The organism is Mycolicibacterium pulveris (genome assembly GCF_010725725.1).
GTDB classification, from domain to species: Bacteria; Actinomycetota; Actinomycetes; order Mycobacteriales; family Mycobacteriaceae; genus Mycobacterium; species Mycobacterium pulveris.
On the sequence record NZ_AP022599.1, the window covers coordinates 4214529 to 4240760 of the forward strand.

General features: G+C 68.4%; 25 protein-coding genes and 2 pseudogenes. 14 read left to right on the top strand and 13 right to left on the bottom strand.

Annotated elements, in window-relative coordinates:
- Positions 1-67 precede the first annotated feature (67 nt).
- The 7 genes from G6N28_RS20470 to G6N28_RS20500 all read right to left on the bottom strand — a co-directional run bounded on the left by G6N28_RS20470 (position 68) and on the right by G6N28_RS20500 (position 7224).
- The gene (locus G6N28_RS20470) at positions 68-1012 is read right to left on the bottom strand and encodes an alpha/beta hydrolase (protein WP_163903475.1); all 945 of its coding nucleotides are present in this window, start codon (positions 1010-1012) and stop codon (positions 68-70) included.
- A complete protein-coding gene (locus tag G6N28_RS20475; protein WP_163903477.1) occupies positions 1009-2628 on the bottom strand; it encodes an FAD-binding protein in 1620 nt (539 codons plus the stop codon). Before G6N28_RS20475 ends, G6N28_RS20470 begins: the two co-directional genes overlap by 4 nt.
- 8 nt (positions 2629-2636) lie before the next feature.
- Positions 2637-3428 carry an SDR family NAD(P)-dependent oxidoreductase gene (locus tag G6N28_RS20480; RefSeq protein WP_163903479.1) on the bottom strand — a complete coding sequence of 264 codons (792 nt, stop codon included), beginning with the start codon at positions 3426-3428 and terminating at the stop codon, positions 2637-2639.
- A 26-nt stretch (positions 3429-3454) separates the two neighbouring features.
- Positions 3455-4306 (bottom strand): SDR family oxidoreductase, encoded by an 852-nt coding sequence (locus tag G6N28_RS20485; protein WP_163903481.1) that lies wholly within the window; start codon positions 4304-4306, stop codon positions 3455-3457.
- A 3-nt stretch (positions 4307-4309) separates the two neighbouring features.
- Positions 4310-4801 (bottom strand): nuclear transport factor 2 family protein, encoded by a 492-nt coding sequence (locus G6N28_RS20490; RefSeq protein WP_163903483.1) that lies wholly within the window; start codon positions 4799-4801, stop codon positions 4310-4312.
- Between the two features lie 81 nt (positions 4802-4882).
- Positions 4883-5917, bottom strand: a complete 1035-nt coding sequence (locus tag G6N28_RS20495) for an acyl-CoA dehydrogenase family protein (RefSeq protein ID WP_235674638.1) — start codon at positions 5915-5917, stop codon at positions 4883-4885.
- Positions 5914-7224, bottom strand: a complete 1311-nt coding sequence (locus G6N28_RS20500; RefSeq protein WP_163903485.1) for an aldehyde dehydrogenase family protein — start codon at positions 7222-7224, stop codon at positions 5914-5916. The genes G6N28_RS20495 and G6N28_RS20500 overlap by 4 nt, the downstream gene beginning before the upstream one ends.
- 30 nt (positions 7225-7254) lie before the next feature.
- On the opposite strand from G6N28_RS20500, the pseudogene G6N28_RS20505 reads away from it, so the two are divergent.
- Positions 7255-7470 (top strand): annotated as a pseudogene (locus tag G6N28_RS20505) (hypothetical protein); the annotation flags it as partial.
- A gap of 1130 nt (positions 7471-8600) precedes the next feature.
- Here G6N28_RS20505 and G6N28_RS20515 read toward each other — a convergent pair.
- Positions 8601-9365, bottom strand: coding sequence for a hypothetical protein (locus G6N28_RS20515; protein ID WP_235674639.1), 765 nt, complete (start codon positions 9363-9365; stop codon positions 8601-8603).
- Positions 9366-9522: 157 nt separating this feature from the next.
- Between G6N28_RS20515 and G6N28_RS20520 the strand changes: the two genes are divergently transcribed.
- The 3 genes from G6N28_RS20520 to holA are packed head-to-tail and all read left to right on the top strand — an operon-like array spanning position 9523 to position 12865.
- Positions 9523-10356, top strand: a complete 834-nt coding sequence (locus G6N28_RS20520) for a ComEA family DNA-binding protein (RefSeq protein ID WP_163903487.1) — start codon at positions 9523-9525, stop codon at positions 10354-10356.
- A gap of 5 nt (positions 10357-10361) precedes the next feature.
- On the top strand, positions 10362-11906 hold the full coding sequence (locus tag G6N28_RS20525) for a ComEC/Rec2 family competence protein (protein WP_163906479.1): 1545 nt from the start codon (positions 10362-10364) through the stop codon (positions 11904-11906).
- Positions 11903-12865, top strand: a complete 963-nt coding sequence (gene holA, locus G6N28_RS20530) for a DNA polymerase III subunit delta (RefSeq protein ID WP_163903489.1) — start codon at positions 11903-11905, stop codon at positions 12863-12865. Before G6N28_RS20525 ends, holA begins: the two co-directional genes overlap by 4 nt.
- A gap of 13 nt (positions 12866-12878) precedes the next feature.
- Here holA and rpsT read toward each other — a convergent pair whose 3' ends face one another.
- Positions 12879-13139 (bottom strand): 30S ribosomal protein S20, encoded by a 261-nt coding sequence (gene rpsT / locus G6N28_RS20535; RefSeq protein WP_163903491.1) that lies wholly within the window; start codon positions 13137-13139, stop codon positions 12879-12881.
- Between the two features lie 138 nt (positions 13140-13277).
- On the bottom strand, positions 13278-14135 hold the full coding sequence (locus G6N28_RS20540) for a ribonuclease Z (protein ID WP_163903493.1): 858 nt from the start codon (positions 14133-14135) through the stop codon (positions 13278-13280).
- Between the two features lie 261 nt (positions 14136-14396).
- Here G6N28_RS20540 and G6N28_RS20545 point away from each other — a divergent pair, with 261 nt between their 5' ends.
- Positions 14397-14828 carry a CBS domain-containing protein gene (locus G6N28_RS20545; protein ID WP_163903494.1) on the top strand — a complete coding sequence of 144 codons (432 nt, stop codon included), beginning with the start codon at positions 14397-14399 and terminating at the stop codon, positions 14826-14828.
- Positions 14828-15439: a GNAT family N-acetyltransferase gene (locus tag G6N28_RS20550; protein WP_163903496.1), complete on the top strand. Its 612-nt coding sequence runs from the start codon at positions 14828-14830 to the stop codon at positions 15437-15439. The genes G6N28_RS20545 and G6N28_RS20550 overlap by 1 nt, the downstream gene beginning before the upstream one ends.
- An 87-nt stretch (positions 15440-15526) precedes the next feature.
- Here the strand turns inward: G6N28_RS20550 and G6N28_RS20555 are convergent, their stop codons facing one another.
- Positions 15527-16129 carry a type II toxin-antitoxin system PemK/MazF family toxin gene (locus G6N28_RS20555; protein WP_163903498.1) on the bottom strand — a complete coding sequence of 201 codons (603 nt, stop codon included), beginning with the start codon at positions 16127-16129 and terminating at the stop codon, positions 15527-15529.
- Here G6N28_RS20555 and lepA point away from each other — a divergent pair.
- The 3 genes and pseudogenes from lepA to G6N28_RS20570 all read left to right on the top strand — a co-directional run bounded on the left by lepA (position 16118) and on the right by G6N28_RS20570 (position 19503).
- Positions 16118-18060, top strand: a pseudogene (gene lepA / locus G6N28_RS20560) (translation elongation factor 4). The gene G6N28_RS20555 and the pseudogene lepA sit on opposite strands and share 12 nt — an antisense overlap.
- Positions 18061-18130: 70 nt before the next feature.
- Complete coding sequence (locus G6N28_RS20565; RefSeq protein ID WP_235674640.1) at positions 18131-18787, top strand: sensor domain-containing protein; 657 nt, start codon at positions 18131-18133, stop codon at positions 18785-18787.
- Positions 18788-18822: 35 nt separating this feature from the next.
- Positions 18823-19503: a sensor domain-containing protein gene (locus G6N28_RS20570; RefSeq protein WP_163903502.1), complete on the top strand. Its 681-nt coding sequence runs from the start codon at positions 18823-18825 to the stop codon at positions 19501-19503.
- 77 nt (positions 19504-19580) lie between these two features.
- Here G6N28_RS20570 and G6N28_RS20575 read toward each other — a convergent pair whose 3' ends face one another.
- Together G6N28_RS20575 and G6N28_RS20580 are read right to left on the bottom strand one after the other, a co-directional pair.
- Positions 19581-21527 (bottom strand): glycoside hydrolase family 15 protein, encoded by a 1947-nt coding sequence (locus tag G6N28_RS20575; protein ID WP_407665020.1) that lies wholly within the window; start codon positions 21525-21527, stop codon positions 19581-19583.
- A 167-nt stretch (positions 21528-21694) separates the two neighbouring features.
- Positions 21695-22939 (bottom strand): FAD-dependent oxidoreductase, encoded by a 1245-nt coding sequence (locus G6N28_RS20580; RefSeq protein ID WP_264073044.1) that lies wholly within the window; start codon positions 22937-22939, stop codon positions 21695-21697.
- A 32-nt stretch (positions 22940-22971) separates the two neighbouring features.
- Between G6N28_RS20580 and G6N28_RS20585 the strand changes: the two genes are divergently transcribed.
- The 5 genes from G6N28_RS20585 (at position 22972) to cysW (ending at position 26217) form a co-directional block, all read left to right on the top strand.
- Positions 22972-23169 (top strand): hypothetical protein, encoded by a 198-nt coding sequence (locus tag G6N28_RS20585; protein WP_163903504.1) that lies wholly within the window; start codon positions 22972-22974, stop codon positions 23167-23169.
- A 141-nt stretch (positions 23170-23310) separates the two neighbouring features.
- Positions 23311-23403, top strand: a complete 93-nt coding sequence (locus G6N28_RS27465) for an Ms4533A family Cys-rich leader peptide (protein WP_407664983.1) — start codon at positions 23311-23313, stop codon at positions 23401-23403.
- A gap of 116 nt (positions 23404-23519) precedes the next feature.
- On the top strand, positions 23520-24533 hold the full coding sequence (locus tag G6N28_RS20590) for a sulfate ABC transporter substrate-binding protein (RefSeq protein WP_163903506.1): 1014 nt from the start codon (positions 23520-23522) through the stop codon (positions 24531-24533).
- Positions 24530-25408: a sulfate ABC transporter permease subunit CysT gene (cysT, locus tag G6N28_RS20595; RefSeq protein ID WP_163903508.1), complete on the top strand. Its 879-nt coding sequence runs from the start codon at positions 24530-24532 to the stop codon at positions 25406-25408. Before G6N28_RS20590 ends, cysT begins: the two co-directional genes overlap by 4 nt.
- A complete protein-coding gene (gene cysW, locus G6N28_RS20600; RefSeq protein ID WP_163903510.1) occupies positions 25405-26217 on the top strand; it encodes a sulfate ABC transporter permease subunit CysW in 813 nt (270 codons plus the stop codon). Before cysT ends, cysW begins: the two co-directional genes overlap by 4 nt.
- Positions 26218-26232: the final 15 nt, after the last annotated feature.

Sequence of the window (26232 nt, forward strand, 5' to 3'; positions counted from 1 at the left end):
CGCGGGGGCCCAGCTCGCGCGGGGGCCCAGCTCGCGCGGGGGGCCCAGCTCGCGCGAGCAAAACGATCTACCACGGGAGCGGGTGTGCGAACTTTGCGCGCAGCAGCGCACCGATCTCGGCGACCGCCAGCCGGCCCCTGGCCGTGGCCTCCGAGCGCATCAGAAAGCCGTGGTACATGCCGGGATAGCGGGTCAGCGTGGTCTGTACCCCAGCGTCGCGCAGCCGAAGCGCGTACCGCTCGCCCCAGTCGCGGATCGGATCACACGCGGCGGTGACGACGATGGCCTGCGGAAGCCCGGCCAGGTCGGTTGCCATTGCCGGGAACCGGTACTGGTCCGGCGGTGTGCTTACGCCCCGATCCGCGAGTTCATGCATGAAGTCGATGTCGTCGCAGTGCAGCATCGGCGCGTCGGGCATGCTCACGATCGACTCGCAGGTCATGTCGCGGTCCAGACCCGGATACATCAGCACCAGACAGCAGATCGGGGGGCCGCCGCGGTCGCGTGCGGCCAGCGCGACTGCCGCCGCCAACGAGCCGCCCGCGCTGTCCCCGACGACGGCTAACCGCTGGGGGTCGACGCGAAACGCACCGGCGTTGGAGGCGACATATGAGGTCGCCGCATACGCGTCCTCGAACTGCGCCGGCGCCGGCGCCTCCGGTGCAAGCCGATAGTCGACGGACACCACCGCGGCGCCGCTTTCGGCGGCCAGTGTCCGGGCGAACGGTTCGAACGAGTGATTCGAGCCCAATACCATTCCGCCGCCGTGGAAATAGACCAGGACGGGGGAGTCGTCGGCGAGGGTCGGGCGGTAGATCCGGATCGGAACAGACCCTGCCGGGCCGGGAACGTCGCGGTCCTCGATGTCAGCCATCTCCGGCATGTCGTCGGGGTGCGGTGCCGATTCGATCGTCCGCCGCACCTCGGTAAGGCCACGCTGACGCATCGGGGGAATCGGCCCGAACGCCGCGACGCGCTCGGCAGCGTCCGGATCCAGAGGGTATTGCGTCACAGCTGATCTCGATCGCCTGATGCCGACTGCACGGTGGCGGCCGCGTGCGCGCCCGCGCGGCGTCCGCTGAAGATGCAGTCCGCGATGGACAGCCCGCTGACATAGCTGTTGGAGCAGACACCGATCGCGTTGTGGCCTGCGGCGTACAGGCCGGCCACCGTCCCGCCGTCCCGATGGGCGACTTCGCCCGTGCGTTCGTCGACGATGAGGCCGCCGAGCGTCAACCCGGGGATCGGATAGAACATCGAACTGTCTGCCGAGATATTGATCGAGTAGAACGGCGCTGTCTCCAACGGTGGGCACAGCTCCGGCTCCTTGTGGGCGGGATCGCCTGCGCCGCTGCGGATGTCGCGATTGTATTCGTCGACGGTGCGGCGCAGCCCTGACGGGTCGATCCCGTTCTTGACCGCGATGTCTTCGATCGTCGACGCCTTCTTGCGCCCAAGGGTGAAGAGGTAGATCAGCTGCAGGCGCTGGAAGAGCTGCGTCTGCTCGCGGATCTGATCCTTCACCTTTCGCCAGGTCGGGGTGTCGTAGATCGCCCACCCGGCGCCGCCGAACTCGCGCATCATCACGTTGCCGTGCGTCGCGCCGTACAGGTCTTCGTTGGCGATGCGTCGGCCGTCGCGGCCGACGGTGAGGCCCTCGAGGAACGCGCTCGGCGGCGATAGGAAGCGCCAGGCGGTGACGTTGCCCATCTTGTCGGTCCTGCCGCCGGCCGCGACGCCCAGGGCGATGCCGGAGCCGTCGTCACCGGGGGTTCCGAGCGGGGAGATCTTCAGAAATTCGGGCGCGTGTTCAGCCATCCACTCGCGGTTGTGCACGAAGCCGCCGGCCGCCAGGATCACGGCGCGCGCGTGTGCCTCACCGTCCACGGCGGCAGCGGCCCACAGCGCCTCGGCGTGCTCGACAGCGCCCTTGACCAAGCCCGGTAGCCAGGTGCCGGTCTTTCCGGTGAGTTTGGTCAGAACCCGGTGCCGGCGTGCGTGGGGATGGTTCGCGGACATCGCGCGGTAGCGGACTCCGCGGATGCGCCCGTCGCCGTCCGACAGGAGTTCGTGTACCCGGCACAACGGAACGAACTCGACACCTTTGACTTTGGCCGAGCGGCGCAGGTGCTCGAACAGCACCTTGCCCGAACTCATGCCAGGCGCCAGCACCCGGTGGCCGCGCGGCACGGGCCGCGCGTGAAGCGCGTAGGGATAGGCCTTTTCGTTTCCGGAGTAGTATAGGTAGAAGTCGTCGGTCGGATACGACGTCTTGTACGACGGCACCGGGCCGCCGCGGAACCGCACCCCTTGCCGCTTGAGCCAGTCGATCAGCGCTGGGCTCTGCTCGCAGAACCTCTGCAGAGTTTCGCCGCTGACCGCGTCGCCGACCTCCTGCTCGAGATATGCCCGCATGTCCTCGACGCTGTCGTCGTAGCCACCGGCCCGCTGTTCGGCGGTGCCCGCGCCCGCGTAGATGATTCCGCCCGACAACGCGGTGGCCCCGCCGCCGTATCCACGGTCCAGCACCAGGACGCGTGCCCCGCGGTCGGCAGCCTCGATCGCCGCGGCCGCACCCGCGGCTCCGAACCCGACGACGATGACGTCGTACTCGATGTCTCTTGGCATGGTCACCGTCACAGGACCGACTTGATCTGTTTGGCGACCAACCGGGTGGCGCGCTCCGCCGACAACCGGGTCAGGATGTCGAGAGCCCGCGCATCCGTGCCGATCAGGACGCGGAACCGGTCATCGGCAATGCCCTCGACGATCTTGTCGCCCGCGGCCTCGGCGCTGGTGGAACGGACTTTCCTGCCGCCGGCATCGAGCATCTGCACCCCGGAGTTGCCCGTCAGGTTGGTGTCGATGTTGCCCGGAAACACCGTCACCACATGGACGTTGGTGTCGCACAGTTCGGCGTAGAGACCTTCGCTGAACTGCTTGACGGCACCCTTGCTCGCGCTGTACAGCGTTTGGCTGGCGAACGGCAACAGCGCGGAAAGACTCGACATGTTCGTGATGTTCGCCTCCGGACGTGCCAGCAAGGTCGGCAGGAACGTGCGGCACATGCGCACCGTGCCTTCGAAGTTGATGGCCATGATGTGGTTGGTCTCCGCCGGGGAGAGTTCGGCGAACGGTGCGAACCGGTGGATGACGCCTGCGATGTTGACCAGCCCGTCGACCTGCCCGTGTGTCTCTGTCACCACCTGCGGCAGTGCCGCGACGGCCTCGTCGTCGGTGACGTCGAGAACGTGGGTGGACACCGCGGCGCCGGTCTGGGCTGCGAGCTCAGCCGTGCCGGCCAGCCCGACGGCATCGAGGTCCACGGCTGCGACGCGGGCGCCTCGGCGGGAAAGACCAAGTGCGACTTGCCGGCCCATTCCGTTGCCCGCGCCGGTCACTACGAACACCCTGTCGGCGATCTGCACGTCGACCTTCTTTCAGCCGGATCCGGTCAGTGCCGTGCGGGGTCGAATCGCTGCTTGGTGCGCAGGACCGGTGCGCGGCGGTCCGCCAGGATCGCAGCCCGCTCGGACATCGCGTTGCCCACATACTCGGGCTGGGTGAGCAGGTAGAACTCGCCCGCGGCGGCCTGCTCGAACACCACCTGTGCCGCTTCGAGCGGATCCATTGCCTCGGCCTTGATGTCGAGCATCGCCGCCCGCTGCGATTCGGCGGCCCCGACGTCGCCGTCGTCGACCCCACCGGCCGCTTCGAAGATGTTGGACTTCACCGCGCCGGGCAGCACCGCTTGCACGTGGATCCGGTCGGCGTGGCCGGCCAGTTCCACTTCCAGACGCAGACATTCGGTGAGTGCCAGCACCGCGTGCTTGCTCATGATGTAGGGCGTCTGCAGCGGTACGGCGGCTACGCCGCCGATGGACGACAGGTTCCACACCCACGCCGGGGAGTCGGTGGCGATCATGCGGGGTAGGAACGCGCGGATCCCGTAGAACACGCCGCTGACGTTGATGTCCACCAGTCGGTCCCAGTTGGCGACCGGGGTGTCCCACAGATAGCCGAACTGCTCGACACCTGCGTTGTTGACCAGCAGCCGTACCGGTCCGATGTCGGAGTACACCTGTGCGGCAACGTCTTCGAGTGCATCCGGGTCACGCACGTCGCACACCACATCCACGGCGCCGGGCAGCTCCTCCCGTAGCGCCACGATGGCGCCGGCGTCGATGTCGACGAGCACGACGGTCATGCCCAAGGCGGCGGCGTGGCGCGCCAAGCCCGCACCTATCCCATTGCCCGCGCCGGTGATGACGGCGACACCACCGCCGAAGGCCGCGTGCGCGCCCACCCGTTACGAACCGGCCGGTGCTGTGGCGGCGGCCTTGGCGGCGTGCTCGGCGAACGGAATCGAGTCCTCGGCGTCGAGAATCACGGTCATCGAGGTGAAGACCAGTCCGTTGTTCGAGCGGCGGATGCCGACGTCGACCACTCCACTGGAGACGTCGAACGGGACGTTGTTGGTCACTTGATTGACGTACAGGTAGAAGCGGGCTGTGGTGACGTCGCCGTCGACCCCGGTGCGGAAGATATTGGTCGCGTGGTGTCGCAACGGGTAGGGGTTTTCGTTGCGGTGCCGGGTCAGCCACGCCAGCGTCTCGTCCTTGCCGTGCAACTCGGCGGCCAGCAGATCCTCGAACGGGCAGTTGCCGGAGTCGGATCGGCTCAGGTATTCCATTTCGTCGCCGAGCCGGGCGCCCAATTCGGTGAAATGGCCCTGGTCGTAGTGGTACCAGAAGCCGGCGATGAACTCCTGAACCTCAGACAGCGAAATTTCGTTGCTCATGGCAGTGAGTCAACCGTCGACGGGCACGGCTTGGTGCCACGATGCCCGGTCAGTGGAACATTGCCCGTGCGCGCGGACCGATCAGTCCGTGATCAGTCCCCACATGTCCGCGCCCGGTGCCGTCGTTGCGGCGCTGACCTGCTCGTCCCAATAGCGCACCGATCCGAACTCGGATCGCCACGCAAGCGCGGCGCGGGTGAACTCGTGCAGCCGGTGCTCATAGGTAGTGCCGATGGCGCCGTGGATTTGATGGGCGTTTCGTACCACGACGGAGGAGGCGTGGCCGACACACGACCGGGCCGTCGCGACGCGGAACCTAAGGTTCGGAGCCGTCCAGCCGCTGGCGACCGCCGTCATCAATGCCGCCTCGGTCGCCGCGCGTGCCAGCGCCGCCTCGGCCGCGACGTCGGCAATCAAATGCTGCACCGCTTGGAACCGAGACAGCGCCCTGCCGAACTGGATGCGTGAACCCGCATGGTTGATCGAGGACAGCACGATCTCGTCGAGGACCGCGCACACCTGAATCGCTCGCGTCAGCGCCGCTTTCAGCCGCAACCGCTCGACGAGATCCGCGTTGACGGGCACCCCGTCAAGCGTGTCGACGTCGGCAACCACCGTGTCGCGTGGTTCGCCGATCAGGTTGGCGCCCGGCGAGATCTTCAGTTCTGCGGTGTCGACATCGGCAACGCGGTGGGTGTTGCCGTCGCGCCAGAGTACGACGGCCCGGTCGCTGCTGGCCGCCCACGGCACACCGCGCGCCGTTCTGTCATCGTCCAACAGGCAGATGGTCCGTGTCGCGGCGTCGACCGGCATCGTGTTCGCGTCGAGCAGCCAGCACGCCAGCAGGTCGTGTTCGGCCAACGGGATGCGCACCGCGTTGCGGGCCGCGGCGGCCAGCAGCTCGGCCGCCTCGAACCAGCCCGCGCCGCTGCCGCCGGACTCTTCGGCACCGGTCAATCGAACCAGCCCGAGTTCGTCGAGTTGGCGCCACAATTCGGCATCTCGTTCGACGGTCTTCGTCGGCGGGTGGGTGTCGCGGTACTCGGTGAACACCGCGGCCATCATCTCGACCAGCGCGGGATCCACGTTGACTGGTGAGGTGGCGGAAGTGCTCATCGCAGCCCCAGTCCTCTCGCCACCACACCGCGCAGGATTTCGTTGGTCCCGCCGCGCAGCGTGAAACCCGGACGCTGGTCGACGGCATGCGAAACCAGTTGAGCGAACGCGGGGTCCGCTGTGTCGACGGTGTCATCGGTGAGCAGGTCGGCGAAATCGGCGATGTCACCCTCCGTGGCCGTGCCAAGTATCTTCACGACGGCGGCCGGAACGTCGGCAGGATTCCGACGTTCGAGCGCGCCGGCCACGGCGCTCGACATTTGATGTAAGGCGGCGATCCGGGCCACCAGCCGGCCGAGGTCGGCCTCCCGGCCGCCGCGCTGTCCGGCGATTCGTTCACCGCACGCCCTCAACAGGACGAACGTGGACAGAAACCGTTCGGGCCCGCTGCGCTCGAAGGCCAGTTCCGAGGTGACCTGCTGCCAGCCTGCGCCGATCTCGCCGAACACCATCTCTTCGGGCACGAAGGCCTCGTCGAGGATCACCTCGTTGAAGTGGTGGGCGCCGTTCATCGAAACGACAGGTCGGATGTGAACTCCGGGCCCACGGAGATCGACGATGAACTGGCTCAGCCCAGCGTGCCGGTTGTCCGGATCGACCGGTGCGGTGCGGGCCAGGGCGATGAAGGCGTGCGCGCGATGCGCGCCGGAGGTCCACACCTTGGTGCCGGACAACAACCAGCCGCCGTCGACCGGCACCGCTTTGGTGCGCACACTTGCGAGATCTGATCCGGAATCGGGTTCGCTCATGCCGATGCCGAAGTAGCACTCGCCACGCACGATGCGCGGGAGAAACTCCTTCTTCTGGTGTTCCGTGCCGTACTTGAGCAGCGACGGAACGATCTGCCGATCGGCGATCCAGTGGGCCGCGACGGGTGCACCCGCGGCCAGAAGCTCGGTCACGTCATCGAGCGTCCGTGCGCCGCTCGACGGCTCATCCCATCCCGTGCGGCAAGCGGACGCTCGCCCATCCCGTGAGGAATCGACCGCGGGCCCGCCGTGCTCGATGCGAACGGGGAGCGTCCGTTCGGCCAACTCTCGGCCGACGCCGGACCTCTTGTACCCGCCGAATGGAGCGACCGGGTTGTACATGCCCCCGTTGATGTCGAGCTGGCCCGTCTGCACCCTTCGCGCGAAGGCGATGGCGGTATCGAGGTCAGGGCCCCACACCGCGCCTGAGAGCCCGTAGGGCGTGCCGTTGGCGATGCGCAGGGCGTCATCGGGGTCCCGGACCGGGATCACGGCCAGCACCGGCCCGAACACCTCCTCCTGACCCAACTCGGAGGCGGGGTCGACGTCGGCGAACACCGTCGGAGCGACGTGCCCGCTCCCGAGGCCGTGGCCGCGCAGTTGACCGATGGACGGTACACGCTGACGGTCGACGTCCCGGATGGTTTGCGGTGCGGCAACGTCTATTACGGGCCGGTCATCGCGACCCGCGACGTCTATTCCTGGGATGCGACATCCCGGTCCGGCACGCTTGAATCCTCCTTCGCGGTGGGGTGTGACGGTGCTCCCGGCGGCACCTACACCTACCCGTTTCAGCTCGTACGCGCTGTAGCCGCCGGCTTCGCGCAAATTCGCCGCCCGCAGATCGAACTTTTCGACGCCCGCCGTCGTGACCTTAGAAGGTCCGCCACGACGTTAGGGGTCGAGATGCGTGGTCGCGTGCAATCGGGTCTGGTGGCCGCCGTCACCGCCATCGGTGTCGTCACGCCGATGGCCGTCGTCCCCGCTGAACCACCGGCGTGGACGCCACGCGCCGAGGTCCACGACGTGCGGCTGGCAGCGGCCGCACCGCCCCTCGGCGCGATCCCGCTGGCGTTCATCAACAACCAGTTCCAGTACTGCAGCGTCATCTGCCCCCACGTCGTGCAAGGGCTGGTCACGATACCGATCGCGGTGGTGATGACGCCGGTGACGTTCCTGGGCGCCCTCGCCGCGACGGGGGCGCCGCTGAGGGCGCTTGGAGCCGCCGCGGCGACGGTGACCGGGGCGGCGAACGCCGCGGCGACCCCGATCATCGAAAACGACGTGTTCCGGGTGGTTCCGAAGGCGTTCAACAACCTCGAGGTCGCGGTGGTCGAGCTGCTCAACGTCGCTGCGGCGGTGTCGCGGCCTGGCGAGTTTCTGCAGGAACTCAACTCCGCGCGCGCGAACATTCTCGCTGCGCTGAACCAGCCGCTGCCGCCGCCGGTACCCACCGAAACCGGCGCGCGGACGCTGCCGCAGGTGCTGGCCGTCGAGGCGATCAGGGTGTTCGCTGCCGTCGCGTTCCAGGCAGGCGAGATCCTGCTGCTCGGCGTCGTTCAGACCGCCGACGCCGCCGCGCAGGAACTGGCGCTGTCGGGTGATCCGGTCGCGGCGATCGAGGCCGGGGTGGCCCAGGCGGCCGAGAGCCTCACCGTCGCAGGCGGCATCGTTCGCGACGCCGCCGACACCGCACTCACCAACATCAGCGCGGCGCTGGCCGACCCGTTCCCGGGTGCTGCGCCGACGGGGCCCGACGCCGAGGCTGACAACGAGGCTGACACCGAGCCGGACACCGCGTCGGTCATCGCCGAAACATCGCGCGTCACAGCGGTATCCGACGTGTCAGACGAATCGAAACCGAAGACGTTGGCGCAGCTGCGCGACCGGGAAGACGACTTCGGTCTCCAGGACGATTCGCCGTCAACCGCGGGTCAAGCCTCGTCTGCGGACTCCTCGACGTCGGCTTCCTCGGCTTCTTCGGCCGCCCGGTCCACCCGCTCGGCAACGCCCTCACCTGTCGGCTCGTCGGCGGTGCGGGAGCGATCAGCGGACGCGGTGCCCGGCGCTGGCGAGACGTTCATGGACAGCGCGACGCCGAGCGCCGTGAAGAACGCGATGAACAACGATCCGCCGAGGTAGACGTTCATGGGCCCGCCCGGGGAGATGAAGCTGCCCGGCGGGCCGATGATCGTGATGGTCTCGATCAGCTGCTCGACGGTGAACACCGCGGCGGCGATCCCCAACCATCGTGGGAGCCGGTCTTCGTTGGCCGCCAACAGGATTGGCGCTGCCACCATGATGTTGGCAATGGTGAGCATCGGCGCCGACATCGCCAGGATGTCACCGATGGTGCGCGCAGTCGCCGACCCGAGCTGAGCGGGATGCAGCGCGAACCCCGCGGTGAACCACGTCGCGATGATGAGCTGCACCAGCACCAACGCCGAGCCGATCGTGAACACATAGCCGGCCGGCCCCGTCAGCCGGTCGCGGGCGTGGCCGAGCACCACCACCAGCGCCAGGCTCCCGAACGCCGCCAGCAGCGCGTGCGCGCGCATCGCGGCCGAGTGCGCGTTCGCGTGGGCGACGATGTCGTGGCCGGGCTGGCCGATGCCCGGCATCGTCGGAACCATCGCCAGTGCAACGGCGAACAGCACTCCGAACGTGATTCCGGCGATCATCGGTGTACGACGATCCATTGCTGCGCTCCCTTACGGGCCGTGGCGATGCGTGCGCGGCCGCCGGCGGACAACCGTAAACAACACCGTATCCACAATCGCGAATTCATCCACAGTCCGTACGGCGTGTCACCGCACGAGCCGAAATCGGTCGGCGCCGCGGCCTACTTTTCGGCGTATGCGAACCGAATTGCCGACCGAGCGCCTGCAGCGCCGGTTGGGCACCGAGACGAAGCCCGACGCGAGCGACGGGCAGCCAGCCGGCGACGGCGACCGACCCGACACTCTGCTGTCACGATGGCTTCCCGACACCCAGGCGGACGGCGGCGCCGGCTGGATGGCCGCCGTACGGGCGGACCCCGGCCGGGCCGGGGTCGTCGCGCTGGCCGCGGTGGGCGTCATCGCCGTCCTGGTGACGGTGTTCACCATCGTCCGCGACAAGCCCCCGCCGGTGACGTCGGCCAACTTACCTCCGGTGCAGATGGTTTCGTCGGGCAGCCCGACCCCGAGCGGCCCACCGGCGCCGGATACCCCGGTCGTCGTCAGCGTGGTCGGGTTGGTGCACAAACCCGGCCTCGTCACGCTGGATCCGGGGGCCCGGATCGCCGACGCTGTCGGCGCCGCCGGGGGAGCGCTCGACGGCGCCGACCTGCTCGGGTTGAACATGGCCAGACGCGTTGCCGACGGCGAGCAGATCATCGTCGGCATCGCGCCGGTGCCGGGTGAACCCGCCGCGATGGGAAGCTCGATCACCGCCGACACCGCTGACACCGGCTCCACCGCCTCATCGGCACCCGCCGAAGGCGCCACCGCCCCCGGGGCGGTCGTGGACCTCAACACCGCCACCGTCGAACAGCTCGACACGCTGCCCGGTATCGGGCCGGTGACCGCGTCGGCGATCGTGGCGTGGCGCGACGCCAACGGGCGGTTCAGCAGCGTCGAGCAGCTCGGCGACGTGGACGGTATCGGCCCCGCGCGGCTGGAAAAGCTTCGTGACCTCGTCCGTGTGTGACGCCGATGGACGCCGGCCCCGTTCGGCTCGACCTACGCCTGGTGCCGGCGGCACTCACCAGTTGGGCGGTGACGGCCGCCGGAATCCTGTGGCACGTCACCGGATTGGTCGCCACGGCGCTGGCGGCGGTCGCGGTGACAGCTGTCGCCGGGTGGTTCGGTGATGTCCGCCGCGGTGCCGACGGCGACCGCCGGGCGATCCGGGCGGGCGTCGTCGTCGTCGCCGTCGTCGGTGCGACGTACTCGATCGCGATCGGGCTGCGGGTCGACGAACTGGGCAGGCATCCGATCACCGCGCGCTACGGCACGGTCGCCGCCGTCGTCGTGACGCCGAGTGAAAGCCCACGGGTGCTGGGCGGCAACCGGGCGATGTTCCGCGGATCGCTCGCGATGGTCGACGGACACGAGGTGACCGGTCGGGTGGTCGTGTTCACCTCAGCGATCGCGGTCGCAGACCTGTCCGCCGGCCAGCCCGCCGGGTTCCGCGCCCGCATCGGCCGGCCGACGCGCCGCGACTTGTCCGTTGCGGTGTTGTCGGCGAGTGGGCAGATGGCGCGGGGACAGGCGTCGCCGATCCAGCGGGCCGCACACGGGATTCGGCGCGGTTTCGCCGAGGACTCGCGTCAGGTGCTGCCCGCCGATCGGGCCGCGATGCTGCCCGCGCTGGTGCTGGGTGATACCTCGTCGGTGAGCTCGCGGACGACCGCTGAATTCCGGGCGTCGGGCCTGACCCATCTCACCGCGGTGTCGGGCGCCAATGTCACCATTGTCTGCGGCGCCGTGCTGTTGAGCGCGGGTCTGGTCGGCCCCCGGGTGGCGGTGGCGCTGGCCGCTGTGGTGCTGGTGGCGTTCGTGGTCGTGGTGCAGCCGTCGGCCAGCGTGCTGCGCGCGGCGGTCATGGGTGGGATCACGTTGCTGGCGTTGGTGTCTCACCGGCGCCGTCAGGCGATCCCCGCGCTGGCGGCCAGCGTGCTGGTGTTGATGGCCGCCTCGCCGGAACTCGCCGTCGACGTCGGCTTCGCGCTGTCGGTGTCGGCGACGGCGGCCCTGGTGGTTCTGGCTCCGCACTGGTCGCGGCGGCTGGTCGGGCGGGGCTGGCCCAAGCCGCTCGCCGACGCGGTGAGCGTGGCCATCGCCGCGCAGCTCGTCACCGCGCCGCTGGTGGCCGGTATCGCGGGCCGATTCAGCGTGGTCGCCGTCGCGGCGAACCTGGCTGCGGCCGCGGTGATCCCACCGATCACCGTGATCGGCACCGCGGCGGCAGCGCTCGGCGCGCTCTGGCCGGCGGGTGCGCAGCTGCTGATCCGGTTCACCGGGCCTGAGCTGTGGTGGTTGCTGCGGGTGGCGCACTGGGCGGCGGCGGTGCCTGGGGCGTGGCTGCCGGTGCCGTCCGGACTGCTGGGTGTCGTGGTGGTCGCGGTCAGCGGCATCGTCGGCACGCTCGCGTGGCGGTGGCGCCCGGTGCGCATCGTGGTGTGCGGCGCCGCGATCTGCCTGCTGGCGTGGACGGTGTCGGGCTTGTCGGGCTGGCATGACACGATCGGGGAGTGAGTCAGGAGGTTTCGCGGCTGCACCTGATCCTCGGTGACGAGGAGCTGCTGGTCGAACGCGCCGTCGCGGCCGTGCTGCGAGCGGCCCGCAAGAGCGCGGGCACCGTCGACGTGCCGGTCGACCGGATACGCGCCGGGGAGGTCAGCGCCAGCGAGCTCGCCGAGCTGCTCAGCCCGTCGTTGTTCGCCGACGAGCGGGTGGTGGTGCTCGAGTCGGCGGGGGAGGCGGGCAAGGATGCCGTCGCCGTCATCGCCGCCGCGGCGGCCGACCTGCCGCCCGGCACCATGCTGGCCGTCGTGCACTCCGGAGGCGGCCGGGCCAAGGCCCTCGCGGATAAACTCAAAAAGCTTGGCGCACAAGTGCATCCATGTGCCCGGATCACCAAGCCGCGTGAGCGCGCGGACTTCGTGCGTGCCGAGTTCCGCGCGTTGAAAACCAAGGTCGACGACGACACCGTCACCGCCGTGCTCGACGCGGTCGGCTCGGACATCCGCGAGCTGGCGTCGGCGTGCTCACAACTGGTCGCCGACACCGGCGGCACCGTCACCGCCGCGGCGGTGCGCCGCTACCACTCGGGCAAAGCGGAGGTGAAGGGTTTCGACATCGCCGACAAGGCGGTCGTCGGCGACGTCGCGGGCGCGGCCGAGGCGCTGCGGTGGGCGATGATGAGCGGCGAACCTCAGGTGGTGTTGGCCGACGCGTTGGCCGAAGCCGTGCACACCATCGCGCGGGTGGCTCCGCTGTCGGGGGATCCGTACCGGCTGGCGTCGGAATTGGGCATGCCGCCGTGGCGGGTGCAGAAGGCGCAGAAACAGGCCCGGCGCTGGTCACGCGCGTCGGTGGCGGAGGCGATGCGCCTGGTCGCGGCGCTGAACGCCGACGTCAAGGGTGCCGCGGCCGACGCGGATTACGCGCTGGAATCGACGGTGCGCAAAGTCGCCGAACTCGCGGCGGACTAGAACTACCGCGGGCTCAGAGCTTGTTGAGCGCGCGCGCCAGCGCCGACTTGCGGTTGGCGGCCTGGTTCTTGTGGATGACGCCCTTGCTGGCGGCCTTGTCCAGCTGGCGGCTCGTCGAATGAAGCAGCTCGCTGGCCTTCTCCTTGTCGCCGGCCTCGACGGCCGCCCGGAATCCGCGCACCGCGGTGTGCAGCGACGACTTCACCGACTTGTTGCGCATCCTGCGCTTCTCGTTGGTGCGGTTGCGCTTCATCTGCGACTTGATGTTGGCCACGCGGCTATTCCTTCGTAAATCTCGACTGGGTTCGGCAAGTGTGTGGGCGCCCGTCCTACGGGCAGCGACTGCTCAGGGTACCAGCGAGCACCGTGATCGCCCAAAGTGAGGCCCGCTGGCCTGCTGATATGGGTCGGGTCAGGCCGGTTTGACGCCGACGCCGGGGTGGACCTCGACCCGGTGCAGGTCGTCGCCCAACTCGATCTGGCGGTCGAACGCCGAGGCGGCCAGCGCGCGCCACTCGTCCTCCTGACCCGGTTCGATGGCCGGGACGTAGTGGGTGAGGATGAGGATGCCGACCCCCGCCCGTGTCGCGGTCGCCGCGGCCTCCTCGACCGAGGAGTGGTAGTCGCAGATGTCGCGCAGGCGCTGCATCGGCAACGCATCGATCAGGTCCTTGCGGATCACCGTGTGCACCAGCGCGCCCGCGCCCGCGGCCAGCTTGTCGAGGCTCTCGCACGGCACCGTGTCGCCGGCCAGCACCACCGACGCGTCGGCGTGCTCGACGCGGAAACCGATCGTGGGGGTGACCGGGCGGTGATCGGTCGGGGCCGCCGTGATCGTCACGCCGTCGCGGTCCCACACCACGCCGTCGGTGTACTCGTGCACCTCGACCGGGGGCGGGGACGTCAGGTCGTCGTGGTGCGCGATCCGGTAGCCGATGTCGAAGCTGAACGCCTTGAGCGTGGCGTCGACCACCTCGGCGGTGCCAGGCGGCCCGATGATCGGAAACGGCGGCTGGTCGGGGGTGAACGTGGTGACCCAGCGGCTGATGATGAGATCCCCCAGGTCGGCGATGTGATCGCTGTGTAGGTGGGTCAGCAGCAGCGCGGCCAACCCGTTGGCGCCCGCGCCGGCGCCCGTCATCCGCTGCTGCACGCCGCGGCCGCAGTCGACCAGGAACGTCTGCCCGCCCGCCCGCACCAGCGTCGACGGGCCCGCCCGGTTCGCGTCGGGAATCGGACTTCCAGTGCCGAGCAGCGTCACCTCGATCATGGCCCCACATATACCCGACGGCCGTGGCGAGCGTGCGCTATTGGCCCGATCGAAAACCAGTGTGGCGACGAGCAATTCATGATCAACCCCGGCACGCAGCTGCGCAGGGTGCTCGCGTCGGCGCTCTCAGGTGCGCGGTTTCGAGGCGGTGCCGTCGGGTGGCGCGTCGCCGCGGTTTTGGGACACCGATGCCAAAACCTTTCGCGTTTTGTCCCTTCGACCTAGCCTGATGTGAGAAGGATCACTGAAACGGAGGCATCGATGCGGATCGCGGACGTATTGCGCAGTAAGGGTGCGTCGGTGGCGACCATCACCCCCGAGACTTCGGTCGCGGGGCTGCTGACTGAGCTCAGCGTGCACAACATCGGCGCGATGGTGGTGGTTTCGCCGGATGGTTTGGTCGGCATCGTGTCCGAACGCGATGTTGTGCGGGCGTTGCAGCAACGAGGCTCCGAGCTGCTCACGCGGCCGGTCGCAGAGATCATGTCCACGCTGGTGGCGACCTGCTCACCCAACGATTCGGTGGACAGCCTCAGTGCGCTGATGACCACCAACCGGGTGCGTCATGTGCCGGTGTTGAATAACGGTCGGCTCGCCGGAATCGTCAGCATCGGCGACGTGGTCAAGACGCGGATGGAGGAGCTGGAGGCGCAGCAGGAGCAGTTGGAGGCCTATATCACCCAGGGCGGCTGATGCCGTTCGCCATCGCCGTTCGAACCTCCCGAAAAGCCGATATCCGGCCGTTGGCCGGCACGTTGGGTCGCGCCTTCTACGACGACCCGGTGATGCGGTGGATGCTGCCCGACAACGCCCGTCGCGCCAGGAGGCTGGCGCGGATGTTCGCGACCATGACCCGCCACCACTTCCTGGCCGGCGGCGGCGTCGAGATCGCGGCCGGCGCCGACGGCATCGGCGCTGCCGCGCTGTGGGACCCGCCGGGGCGGTGGCGGCAGTCGCCGCTGGAGGAGTTCCGGATGATGCCCGGCTTCATGCTCGCGATGGGCACACGCGCGGGTCGCGGCCGCCAGATCGCCGAGCTGATGAAGCAGCACCACCCCGAAGAGCCGCATTGGTACCTGGGCGTGATCGGCAGCGATCCCAGCGTGCGGGGCGGCGGGTTCGGGCGTGCCCTGATGCAGTCCAGACTGGACCGCGTCGACGCCGAACACGCGCCGGCCTACCTGGAGTCCAGCAACCCCGACAACATCCCCTACTACCAGCGCTTCGGCTTCGAGGTCACCGGCGAGATCACCCTGCCCGACGACGGCCCGAAGATGTGGCCGATGTGGCGCGACCCGAGGTAGTCCCCTGGCGCGAGCGTGCGCAAACTCGCGCTTTTCGGCGGCGTGTCGCCCTCAGACACGCACGGTCGCGCAATGGAAGGCGCGTGCTCAGCTCCAGGAGTATTCGGCCCGCAGCCGGGCGGCCACCACGTCGAACTTCGTGCGTTCGAGGATCGCGCCCTCGCGCCGGATGCCTTCCTCGGGCACGTCGAGCACCCGGTCCAGCCGCACCCAGCTCTGCCTGCTCTCGTAGTCCCACGTGCCGCTGCCGATGGCCACCCAACTGGGGTCGTCGCGGTGGTGTTCCTGGCTGGACAGCATCAGTCCAAGCAGCGTGGACCGGTCGCGCCCGACCACCAGCACGGGACGGTCCTTGCCTTGCGTCGGGTCGTCCTCGTAGACCACCCAGGTCCACACGATCTCGCCGGGGTCGGCGCGCCCGTCCAGATCCGGGGCGTAGACCAGCTTGCGGGCCCGCTGGGCGGTCGGCACGAAGTTGCGGCTGACCGGTCGGCCCGCGGTGATCGCCGGCGCGTCGTCGCGCGAGGTGCCCGCGATCGCCTCCAGACCGAGCCTGATGCCCTGCTGAATTCCGCGCTGCACGGTCTCGGATTGACCGATTTGACGGATGAACTTCGGCGCCTCGTTGAACACCAAATTCTCCGCAAACCTCTGAAAGGTTTTCCACGGCGGAGCCATATTGCCGAGCATAAGCGAAGGCGCACAGCCGCGATTGTGCCGACCGGCGCCTCGCTGGATACCCTGGTAGCCGACACAGTCCGCCTCACCAGGAGATTCCCATCAGCAGCTTCGCCGACCAGACCTTCACAGCGCCGGCGCAGATTCGGAACTTCTGCATCATCGCCCACATCGATCACGGCAAGTCGACGCTGGCCGACCGAATGCTGCAACTGACCGGTGTCGTCGACGACCGCACCATGCGGGCGCAGTACCTGGACCGGATGGACATCGAACGCGAGCGCGGCATCACGATCAAGGCCCAGAACGTAAGGCTGCCTTGGCGAGTCGATGGCACTGACTACGTGCTGCACCTGATCGACACCCCCGGCCACGTCGACTTTACCTATGAGGTGTCGCGGGCGTTGGAGGCCTGCGAGGGCGCGGTGCTGCTGGTGGACGCCGCGCAGGGCATCGAGGCCCAGACCCTGGCCAACCTCTATCTGGCGCTGGACCGCGACCTGGCGATCATCCCGGTGCTCAACAAGATCGACCTGCCCGCCGCCGACCCGGACCGCTACGCCGCCGAGATCGCCCGCATCATCGGCTGCGAACCCGAAGACGTCCTGCGGGTCTCGGGCAAGACCGGCGACGGGGTTCCCGACCTGCTCGACCACGTCGTGCGCGAGGTGCCGCCGCCCACCGGCGACGCCGACGCGCCGGCGCGGGCGATGATCTTCGACTCGGTCTATGACACCTACCGCGGCGTGGTGACCTACGTCCGCGTCGTCGACGGCAAGATCGTCCCGCGCGAGCGGATCAAGATGATGTCCACCGGCGCCACCCACGAACTTCTCGAGGTCGGCATCGTCTCCCCGGAACCCAAGCCCGCCGACGGCCTCGGCGTCGGGGAGGTCGGCTATCTGATCACCGGCGTGAAGGACGTGCGTCAGTCCAAGGTCGGTGACACCGTGACGACCGCGCGCAACGGCGCTGCCGAGCCGTTGACCGGTTACCGCGAGCCCAAGCCGATGGTCTACTCCGGGCTGTATCCGGTCGACGGCTCCGACTATCCGGATCTGCGCGACGCGCTGGACCGCCTGCAGCTCAACGACGCCGCGCTGACGTGGGAGCCCGAGACATCGGTGGCGCTGGGATTCGGTTTCCGCTGCGGCTTTCTCGGCCTGCTGCACATGGAGATCACCCGTGAGCGCCTCGAACGCGAGTTCAACCTCGACCTGATCTCCACCTCACCCAACGTGGTGTATCGCGTTGTGACCGAAGACGGTTCGGAACGACTGGTGACCAACCCGTCGGACTGGCCCGGCGGCAAGCTGCGCGCCGTGTACGAGCCCGTCGTCAAGACGACCATCATCGCGCCCAGCGAGTTCATCGGGGCGATCATGGAGCTGTGCCAGTCACGCCGGGGCGAACTCGCCGGCATGGACTACCTGTCCCCCGAACGCGTCGAGCTGCGCTACACGATGCCGTTGGGCGAGATCATCTTCGACTTCTTCGACGCGCTGAAATCACGCACCCGCGGTTACGCCAGCCTCGACTACGAAGAGGCCGGCGAGCAGGAGGCCGATCTGGTCAAGGTCGACATCCTGTTGCAGGGTGAGCCGGTCGACGCGTTCTCGGCGATCGTGCACAAGGACGCGGCCTACGCCTACGGCAACAAGATGACGACCAAGCTCAAGGAGCTCATTCCGCGTCAGCAGTTCGAAGTTCCGGTGCAGGCGGCGATCGGGTCCAAGATCATAGCTCGCGAAAACATCCGCGCGATCCGCAAAGACGTGCTATCGAAGTGCTACGGCGGTGACATCAGCCGCAAGCGCAAGCTGCTGGAGAAGCAGAAGGAAGGCAAGAAGCGGATGAAGACGATCGGGCGGGTCGAGGTGCCACAGGAGGCGTTCGTCGCCGCCCTGTCCACCGACACGTCCGCGGACAAGGCCAAGAAGTAGGCATCCGATGCATCCGCGCGCGACGACGGCCGCTGCGTTGAGCGCGTGCGTTCTTCTTGCCGGGTGTTCGATGCGGGTCGCTGACCGTCCGGCCCTTCACATCGCCGAGGTCGCCAAACCGTCGCCGGTGCGCGCGCTCGACCAGATACTGCCCAGCGCCGACGAGCTGACCACCATGCTCGGCGCTGTCGGGTTGATGGGCCCGCTCGTCGAGGGCGGCGCCGACATGCTGCTGCACAGCGTCGGGGAAGCCGACGCGACCCCGGCTGACTGTGTGGGCGCGGCTTATCGGCTGCAGAAGGTGGTTTACGACGCCGGCTCGGCCCGTACCGTGGCCAGCCGGTCGTGGGCCGGCGGGGACGCCAACGGCCCGTCGTCGACGGGGGCTTTCGGAGTTGTCCAGTTCGCCACCCCCGACGACGCTCAGGAGTTCTTCGCCGCCGCGGCCGACAAGTGGCACCGCTGCAACGGGCAGACGTTGGTGCTGCAGCGTCCCGATGCCCACGCGCAAGGGGCCAGCAGGATCACCGGCGTGGCCGTCGACCGCGACACGGTGTCGGCGGTCGTCATGCACGACGGCGGGTCCACGGTTCAGCGGGCGCTGGGTGTGGCATCGGATTGCGTTGTGGACGTGGAGATCTCCGATGTCGCGGGCGCGGATCCGATGGGTACGCACGATGCGGTCGCCGTCGTCGACTTGATGTTGCAGAAGATCGGAATGTCGTGAGGCCCGGGACGGCCACGGTTTCCCGGGCAATCGCCATGGGAGCCGTGGTCGTCGCGGCCACGGTGCCGCTATCGGGTTGTGTGAGCACCGTTTCGGGCACGGCGGTGCGCGGCCCCGATCTCGGGCAGTTCGATGTGCCGCCGCTCGACGAAACCAAGCTCAACGACGTGCTGCTGTCCATCGGCGAGCTCAACGGGATCATGGGTTCGACCACGATGCGGGTCACCAGCGAGCTCGACGAGATGACCGACCACTCCGACGACGTGTCGGACCGGGACTGCCTGGGCACGGTCTACGGCGCTGAGGAACCGGTGTATGACGGCAGCGGCTGGACGCACGTGCGCGACGAGGTGGCCCGCGAACCCGGCGACGACAACGCGCACTGGGTCGAGCAGACCGCGGTGCTGTACCCGTCGCCCAGAAACGCGCAGCGGTTCTTCGACGACTCCAGGCGGGCCTGGCAGAACTGCGCGGGCACCCCGGTCGCGATCTTCTCCGACGACGAGGCGTATTTCTGGGACCTCGACGACGTCCTCACCGAGGACGCGCTGATCACCCAGATGACCACCCAGGACGACGCCGACGGATGGGCCTGCCAGCACGCCCTTGCCGTGGCGTCCAACCTCACCGTCGAAACCTGGGCGTGCGGCTACACGATCATCGACGAGGCCGAGACCATCGCCCGCGAGATGCTCGCCAACGCCGCCCGCAGATAGGCCGAGCAGACGCTAAAACCCCCAAATGCACCGCGAATTGGGGGTTTTCACGTCTGCTCGCGGATGGAAGCGGAACGCTACATCGGGGCGTTGGCGGGCACGAAACCGCCGGAGCTGTCGGCCTCCTCCTCGGCGCGGATCACGTGCACCACCGCGTTGATCAACGCCAGATGGGTGAACGCCTGCGGGAAGTTGCCGAGGTGACGTCCGGTGCGGGGTTCGATCTCCTCGGCGTACAGGTGCAGCGGGCTGGCGAACGACAGCAGCCGCTCGCACAGATGCTTGGCGCGGTGGATCTCGCCGATCTCGACCAACGCCGACACCAGCCAGAACGAGCAGATCGTGAAGGTGCCCTCATCGCCGGCCAGCCCGTCGTCGGTCTCTTCGACGCGGTAGCGCAGCACCAGACCGTCCTCGGTGAGCTCGTCGGCGATCGCCAGCACGGTGGCGCGCACCCGCGGGTCGTCGGGCGGCAGGAACCGGGTCAGCACCGCCAACAGCAGCGACGCGTCCAGTGCGTCGTTGCCGTAGCGCTGGGTCAGCACCCCTCGGGAGTCGACACCGTTCTTGAGCACATCGGCCTTGATCTCCTCGGCGATGGCGCGCCACTGCTGGGCGTAGGACTTCTCGCCCTGCAGTTCGGCCAGTTTGGAGCCGCGGTCCAGCGCCACCCAGCACATGATCTTGCTGGAGGTGAAGTGCTGCGGCTCGCCGCGCACCTCCCAGATGCCGCGGTCGGGTTGGCGCCAGTGCTTGATCGCCTCCTCGACCTGCTGCTTGAGCACCGGCCACAACGTGTCGGAGATCTGCTCGCGCGACTTGGCGTGCAGATACACCGAATCCAGCATCGTGCCCCAGATGTCGTGCTGCATCTGGTTGTACGCCCCGTTGCCGATGCGCACCGGGCGTGCGCCGTCGTAGCCGGACAGGTGGTGCAGTTCCTCCTCGACCAGCGTGCGCTCACCGCCGACGGCGTACATCACCTGCAGCGGGTGACGCTCGCCGTTGTTGGCGCCGGAGACGTCGGCGATGAACGCGAAGAAGTCGTCGGCCTCGCGGTCGAGGCCCATCGTGTACAGACCCCACAGCGCGAACGTCGAGTCACGCACCCAGGCATAGCGGTAATCCCAGTTCCGTTCGCCCTGCGGGGTTTCCGGCAGCGACGTGGTGGGAGCCGCCAGCAGCGCGCCGGTCGGCGAGTAGGTGAGCCCCTTCAGCGTCAACGCGCTGCGCTGCAGGTAGGCCCGCCACGGATGATCGGGGAAGTTTCCGATGTTGATCCACTGCCGCCAGCACTCGCTGGTCTGCCACATCTTGTCGGCGGCTTCGTCGTAGTTCTGTGGCGCCGGGTGCTTGGACCACGACAGCGCGACGAACGCGTTGTCGCCCTCCTTCATCCGGGTGCGTGCGCGCGCCTCGTGGCCCTCCAGCCCCAGCCGCAGGTTGGTGGTCAACCGCAGCGTCGGATGCGCGTCGGGGTCGCGGCGGGCGCGGGCGATCGCCTCACCGTAGGCCTGGGCCGAGTACTCCCAGGTGGCGGGGATGCGGTGGTAGTCGAACGCGGGCTCGCAGTTGAGCACCAGCTCGACGGTGCCGCTCACACACCGCACCGTGCGCAGCAGGATGTGCTCGGCGTCCCAATCCATCGGGGTGCGGCGGTGGGTGCGCGACCGGGTTTCGAGGTCATGCCACGGCCCCATCACCAGCGCGTCGCGCACGATCAACCAGCCGGTGTGGGTCTGCCAGGTGGTTTCCAGGATCAGGCTGCCCGGCAGGTACCGGCGGGCCGCCGGCACCGATACCCCGTAGGGGCCCAGCCGGAAGTGGCCGGCGCCGCGGTCCAGGATCGCGCCGAACACGCTGGGCGAGTCGGGGCGCGGAACGCACAACCATTCGACCGACCCCGCCGACGAGATCAGGCACGTGTTCTCGCAGTCGGACAGGAACGCATAGTCGGCGATCGGCGGAAAGGGGTTCCGCAGCGACGCCGTCGGCGCGTAGGGCATCGGCCCGGTCATGGTCAACGGGACGTTCGACTCGCCGGTGGGGGCGGATCTCGACCCGTTGTCGCCCTCAATCTTGGCCTTCGACGACTCTTCGGACGGCTCGATATGCGGCAGAACCATGCCGACATCATCGACTGCCGACCTGTCCGGAGTCCACCCGCAGGGTGTGTGTCGTCCGACGGGGATCAGCGGCGCGCGAACTGCGGCACGGACTCGGGAAGCGGGCCGATCGCCACGCCGTACGCCGCGACCCTGCGCAGCAGCGTCGTGCGCGCGGCGATTCGGATCAAAAGCGGCGGCCGGACCGGGCCGCTGGAGCCCACCGCGACCGCGATCACCCGCGCGTGAATCACCCGCTGCACCGCCTGGATCACGGCGGCGGGCAGCCACCGCCGGGCCTGCAGCCGGGCCAACTGCCTGACCGGAACCCGGCCCGTCCGCAGCGGAGCGGCCAGCATGCGCCCGGCGGCCACCGCATCGGCCACCGCCAGGTTGATCCCCACGCCGCCGACCGGCGACATCGCGTGCGCGGCGTCGCCGATCAGCAACAAACCGTCGGTGTACCAGCGTCGCAGCCGGTTGAGCTGGACGTTGAGCAGCTTGACGTCATCCATCGACGTCAACGCCGCGGTGTGTTCGGCCAACCACGGCACCAGGGCCACCACGTTGCGGCGCAGCGCCTCGACGCCCTCGGCGCGAAGCTCGCTGTCACGCCCCTTCGGGATGACGTAGGCGCACTGGTAGTAGTCACCGCGGTCGATCACGATCTGGGCATTCCCGGCGCCGAGCACCCCGGCCAGGCCGTGGGGGTCGTCGGCATCTCGAGGCAGCCGGAACCACCACACGTCCATCGGCGCGCCGAAGTTCTTGGGCGTCATCCCCATGGCCGCCCGCAGCGTCGAGGACCGACCGTCGCAGGCCACGGTCAGCGGTGCGTGCATCGCGCGCACCTTCCCGTCGGCCGTGCGGTAGCGCACCCCGACCACCGTGTGGTTGCGGGGACCGCCGCGGACGATCGGTCCGAGCACCTCGGTGCTGCGCAACAGTGTGAACGTGGGCTCTTTTTCGGCCGCAGACGCCAACAGCTCCAGGAAGTCCCACTGCGGCACCAGCGCGATGTGTTTGTGCGGCCCGGGAATTCGGCGCAGATCCATCGCCACCTCGGTGCCCTGCACGCTCAGCGACAGCCGTTCGATCTCACGGTGCGGGATTCGGGCGAACTCCTCGCCGAGACCGAGCTCGTCAAGCAACCGCAGGGTGCTGGCGTGCACGGTGTCGCCGCGGAAGTCACGCAGGAAGTCGGCGTGCTTTTCCATCACCGTGACGTCGATGCCGGCGCGGGCGAGGAGCAGGCCGAGCATCATCCCGGCGGGCCCGCCGCCGGCGACGATGCAGGTGGTGCTCTCGGGGCGCGGCTCGTCGTGCGGCACGGCGCAATCTTCGCATCACATACCCTGGCCAGGTGGACGGCTTCCTCAATTGGTGGGACGGCGTCGAGCTGTGGCTCACCGGGCTGCCGTTCGTTGCGCAGACCGCGGTGGTGATGCCGGTGGTGCTTGCGGGGGCCTTCGGGCTCGCGGTGGTGCTCGACGGCGTGCTGGGCAACAGCATCCGACTGGTGCGCCGGGTGCGCCATCTTGACCGGGACGACGATCGATGAGAGGTGGCACATGCCGCGGTCGAGGGTGACGTTGGTGCTCGTCTTCTTGGTGGTGTTGGTCCTCGTCGCGTGGCTGGTGACGCGTCAGGGCGGCTGAGCCCACACCGAGCACATCCGGTGAATTCTGTTATTCTTCGCGCCATGCGTACGGCTACCGGCAACAAGGGCGGCCATGTCTTGGCGCTCATTGCCGTGGGCTTCTCCGCTGTCGCTGACGTCTGTTGTTGTTGCTAACCCCACTCCCGTCCACGGTTTGGTGTCGGCAGCGGCCATCCAAAGCCTGATGCTGATCTGTTCTTGCCGTTGTGGCGGGCCGTCCCGTTAGCGTTTCTGCAAGGAAAGGTCATCAAATGCTCAACCGCCCCAGGTCGTGGCGAAACGCCGCCGTACTGACCACCGTCGCCGCCGTCCTCGCCGCCTGCGGCGGGGGTGCCAGCGATGTCGCCGGTGACGGAGGCACCTCTGACGCCGAGACGACACTCACCTTGGTTGCCTACGCCGTACCCGAACCCGGCTGGTCGAAGGTCGCCCCCGCGTTCGCCGCCACCGAGGAGGGCAAGGGGGTCGCCGTCACCGCGTCCTACGGCGCCTCCGGCGACCAGTCGCGTGCGGTCGAAGCCGGGAAACCCGCCGACATCGTCAACTTCTCGGTGGAGCCCGACATCACCCGTCTGGTCAAGGCCGGCAAGGTCGACGAGAACTGGAATACCGGTGCGACCAAGGGGATCCCGTTCGGCTCGGTCGTCACCTTCGCGGTGCGCGACGGCAACCCGAAGAACATCCGCGACTGGAACGATCTGCTGCAGCCCGGTCTCGAGGTCATCACGCCCAGCCCGCTGAGTTCGGGCTCGGCCAAATGGAACCTGCTGGCGCCGTACGCCTGGGCCAGCAACGGCGGGCAGGATCCGCAGGGCGGCCTCGAGTTCGTGACCAAGCTCGTGACCGAGCACGTCAAACTGCGGCCCAGTTCGGGTCGTGAGGCCACCGACGTCTTCCAGCAGGGCAGCGGTGATGTGCTGCTGGCCTACGAGAACGAGGCGATCAACTTCGGGCTGGAATACGTGAACCCGCCGCAGACCTTCAAAATCGAAAACCCGGTGGCGGTCGTGAACGCCAGTCGGCACGCGGAGAAGGCCCGCCAGTTCGTGAACTTCCAGTACACCCCCGAGGCGCAGACGCTGTGGGCGGAAGCCGGATTCCGTCCCGTCGACCCCGCGGTGCTCGCCGAGTTCGCCGACAAGTACCCCGCACCCGAGAAGCTGTGGACCATCGACGATCTCGGCGGCTGGGCAAAGGTCGACCCGGAGCTGTTCAACAAGGACAACGGCGCCATCACGAAGATCTACCAGCAGGCCACTGGATGACAGCAAGCCTTGAGCCCGAGGCGGCCCGGCAGGACCCCACCGGCAGCGGTGGCGCCGGGTTGCCCCGGGGTTTCTTCACCAGCCGCTACGGCAGCACCAGGCTGCGGGTCGGGGTCGCGACGACGTGGCTGTCGATCATCGTGCTGTTGCCGCTGGCGGCGATCGCCTGGCAGTCCGCCGGAGGCGGCTGGGATGCGTTCTGGCAGGCGGTCACCTCCAACGGGGCGATCCAGTCGTTTCGGGTCACGCTGACCGTCTCGGTGACGGTCGCGGTGATCAACCTGTTCTTCGGTCTGCTGGTCGCGTGGGTGCTGACCCGCGACGACTTCCCCGGCAAGAGGCTGGTGGACGCGATCATCGACCTGCCGTTCGCGCTGCCGACGATCGTGGCGAGCCTGGTGATGCTGGCGCTGTACGGGCCGGCCAGCCCGGTCGGCATTCACCTTCAGCACACCAAGTGGGGGGTGGGGATGGCGCTGCTCTTCGTCACCCTGCCGTTCGTGGTGCGTTCGGTACAGCCGGTGCTGCTCGAATTGGACCGCGAGGTCGAGGAGGCCGCGGCCTCGCTGGGCGCCGACAACTTCACGATCTTTCGGCTGGTGTTGCTGCCCGCCTTGCTGCCGTCATTGCTTTCCGGTGCGGGGCTGGCGTTTTCGCGGGCCATCGGCGAATACGGCTCGGTGGTGCTCATCGGTGGGGCGGTGCCCGGGGAGACCGAGGTGTCGTCGCAGTACATCCGCACCCTGATCGAGTTCGACGACCGCACCGGTGCGGCCGCCGTTTCGATCGTGCTGCTGGCGATCTCGTTCGTCGTGTTGTTCATTCTGCGCAGCATCGGGTCGCGGGTGGCCAAGCGACAGGAGCTGTCCGAGTGACGCTTTCGCCCGCCGCACGTTACGCGCTCCGATTCCTGGCGCTGGGCTATCTGCTGGTGCTGCTCGTGGTGCCGGTCGGGCTGATCCTCTGGCGCACCTTCGCGCCGGGATTCGGCGCGTTCATCGAGTCGGTCACCACCCCCGCGGCGATCTCGGCGCTTCAGCTCTCGCTGTTGGTGGTGGCGATCGTGGTGCCGCTCAACGTGATCTTCGGGGTCCCAACGGCGTTGGTGCTGGCGCGTAACAAGTTCCGCGGAAAGAGCCTGTTGCAGGCGGTGATCGACCTGCCGTTCGCGGTGTCGCCGGTGGTGGTTGGGGTGGCGCTGATCCTGCTGTGGGGATCGGCCGGGGCGCTGGGGTTCGTCGAGAACGACTTCGGAATCAAGGTCATCTTCGGGCTGCCCGGGATCGTGCTGGCCAGCATCTTCGTCACGGTCCCGTACGTCATCCGCGAGGTCGAGCCGGTGCTGCACGAGTTGGGCACCGACCAGGAGGAAGCCGCGTCGACGCTGGGCTCCAGCGGATGGCAGACGTTTCGGCTGGTCACCTTGCCGTCGATCAAGTGGGGCCTGATGTACGGCATCGTGTTGACCGTGGCCCGCACGCTCGGTGAATACGGCGCGGTGATCATGGTGTCGTCGAACCTGCCGGGCACCTCCCAGACGTTGACGCTGCTGGTGTCGGACCGCTACATGCGCGGCGCCGAATACGGCGCGTATGCCATCTCCACGCTGCTGATGGCGGTGGCGATCGTCGTGCTGATCGCGCAAGTGGTCCTCGACATCCGCCGCGAGAAGACAGCCAAATAGGCTGGAGGAGACATC

Excerpts from the sequence above, each read along its gene's own strand:
- G6N28_RS20475 (WP_163903477.1), bottom strand. The coding sequence starts at position 2,628 with ATGCCAAGAGACATCGAGTACGACGTCATCGTCGTCGGGTTCGGAGCC.
- G6N28_RS20490 (WP_163903483.1), bottom strand. The coding sequence starts at position 4,801 with ATGAGCAACGAAATTTCGCTGTCTGAGGTTCAGGAGTTCATCGCCGGC.
- G6N28_RS20495 (WP_235674638.1), bottom strand. The coding sequence starts at position 5,917 with ATGAGCACTTCCGCCACCTCACCAGTCAACGTGGATCCCGCGCTGGTC.
- G6N28_RS20515 (WP_235674639.1), bottom strand. The coding sequence starts at position 9,365 with ATGGATCGTCGTACACCGATGATCGCCGGAATCACGTTCGGAGTGCTG.
- G6N28_RS20520 (WP_163903487.1), top strand. The coding sequence starts at position 9,523 with ATGCGAACCGAATTGCCGACCGAGCGCCTGCAGCGCCGGTTGGGCACC.
- G6N28_RS20525 (WP_163906479.1), top strand. The coding sequence starts at position 10,362 with ATGGACGCCGGCCCCGTTCGGCTCGACCTACGCCTGGTGCCGGCGGCA.
- G6N28_RS20540 (WP_163903493.1), bottom strand. The coding sequence starts at position 14,135 with ATGATCGAGGTGACGCTGCTCGGCACTGGAAGTCCGATTCCCGACGCG.
- G6N28_RS20545 (WP_163903494.1), top strand. The coding sequence starts at position 14,397 with ATGCGGATCGCGGACGTATTGCGCAGTAAGGGTGCGTCGGTGGCGACC.
- G6N28_RS20550 (WP_163903496.1), top strand. The coding sequence starts at position 14,828 with ATGCCGTTCGCCATCGCCGTTCGAACCTCCCGAAAAGCCGATATCCGG.
- G6N28_RS20555 (WP_163903498.1), bottom strand. The coding sequence starts at position 16,129 with ATGCTCGGCAATATGGCTCCGCCGTGGAAAACCTTTCAGAGGTTTGCG.
- G6N28_RS20565 (WP_235674640.1), top strand. The coding sequence starts at position 18,131 with ATGCGGGTCGCTGACCGTCCGGCCCTTCACATCGCCGAGGTCGCCAAA.
- G6N28_RS20570 (WP_163903502.1), top strand. The coding sequence starts at position 18,823 with ATGGGAGCCGTGGTCGTCGCGGCCACGGTGCCGCTATCGGGTTGTGTG.
- G6N28_RS27465 (WP_407664983.1), top strand. The coding sequence starts at position 23,311 with ATGCGTACGGCTACCGGCAACAAGGGCGGCCATGTCTTGGCGCTCATT.
- G6N28_RS20590 (WP_163903506.1), top strand. The coding sequence starts at position 23,520 with ATGCTCAACCGCCCCAGGTCGTGGCGAAACGCCGCCGTACTGACCACC.
- cysT (WP_163903508.1), top strand. The coding sequence starts at position 24,530 with ATGACAGCAAGCCTTGAGCCCGAGGCGGCCCGGCAGGACCCCACCGGC.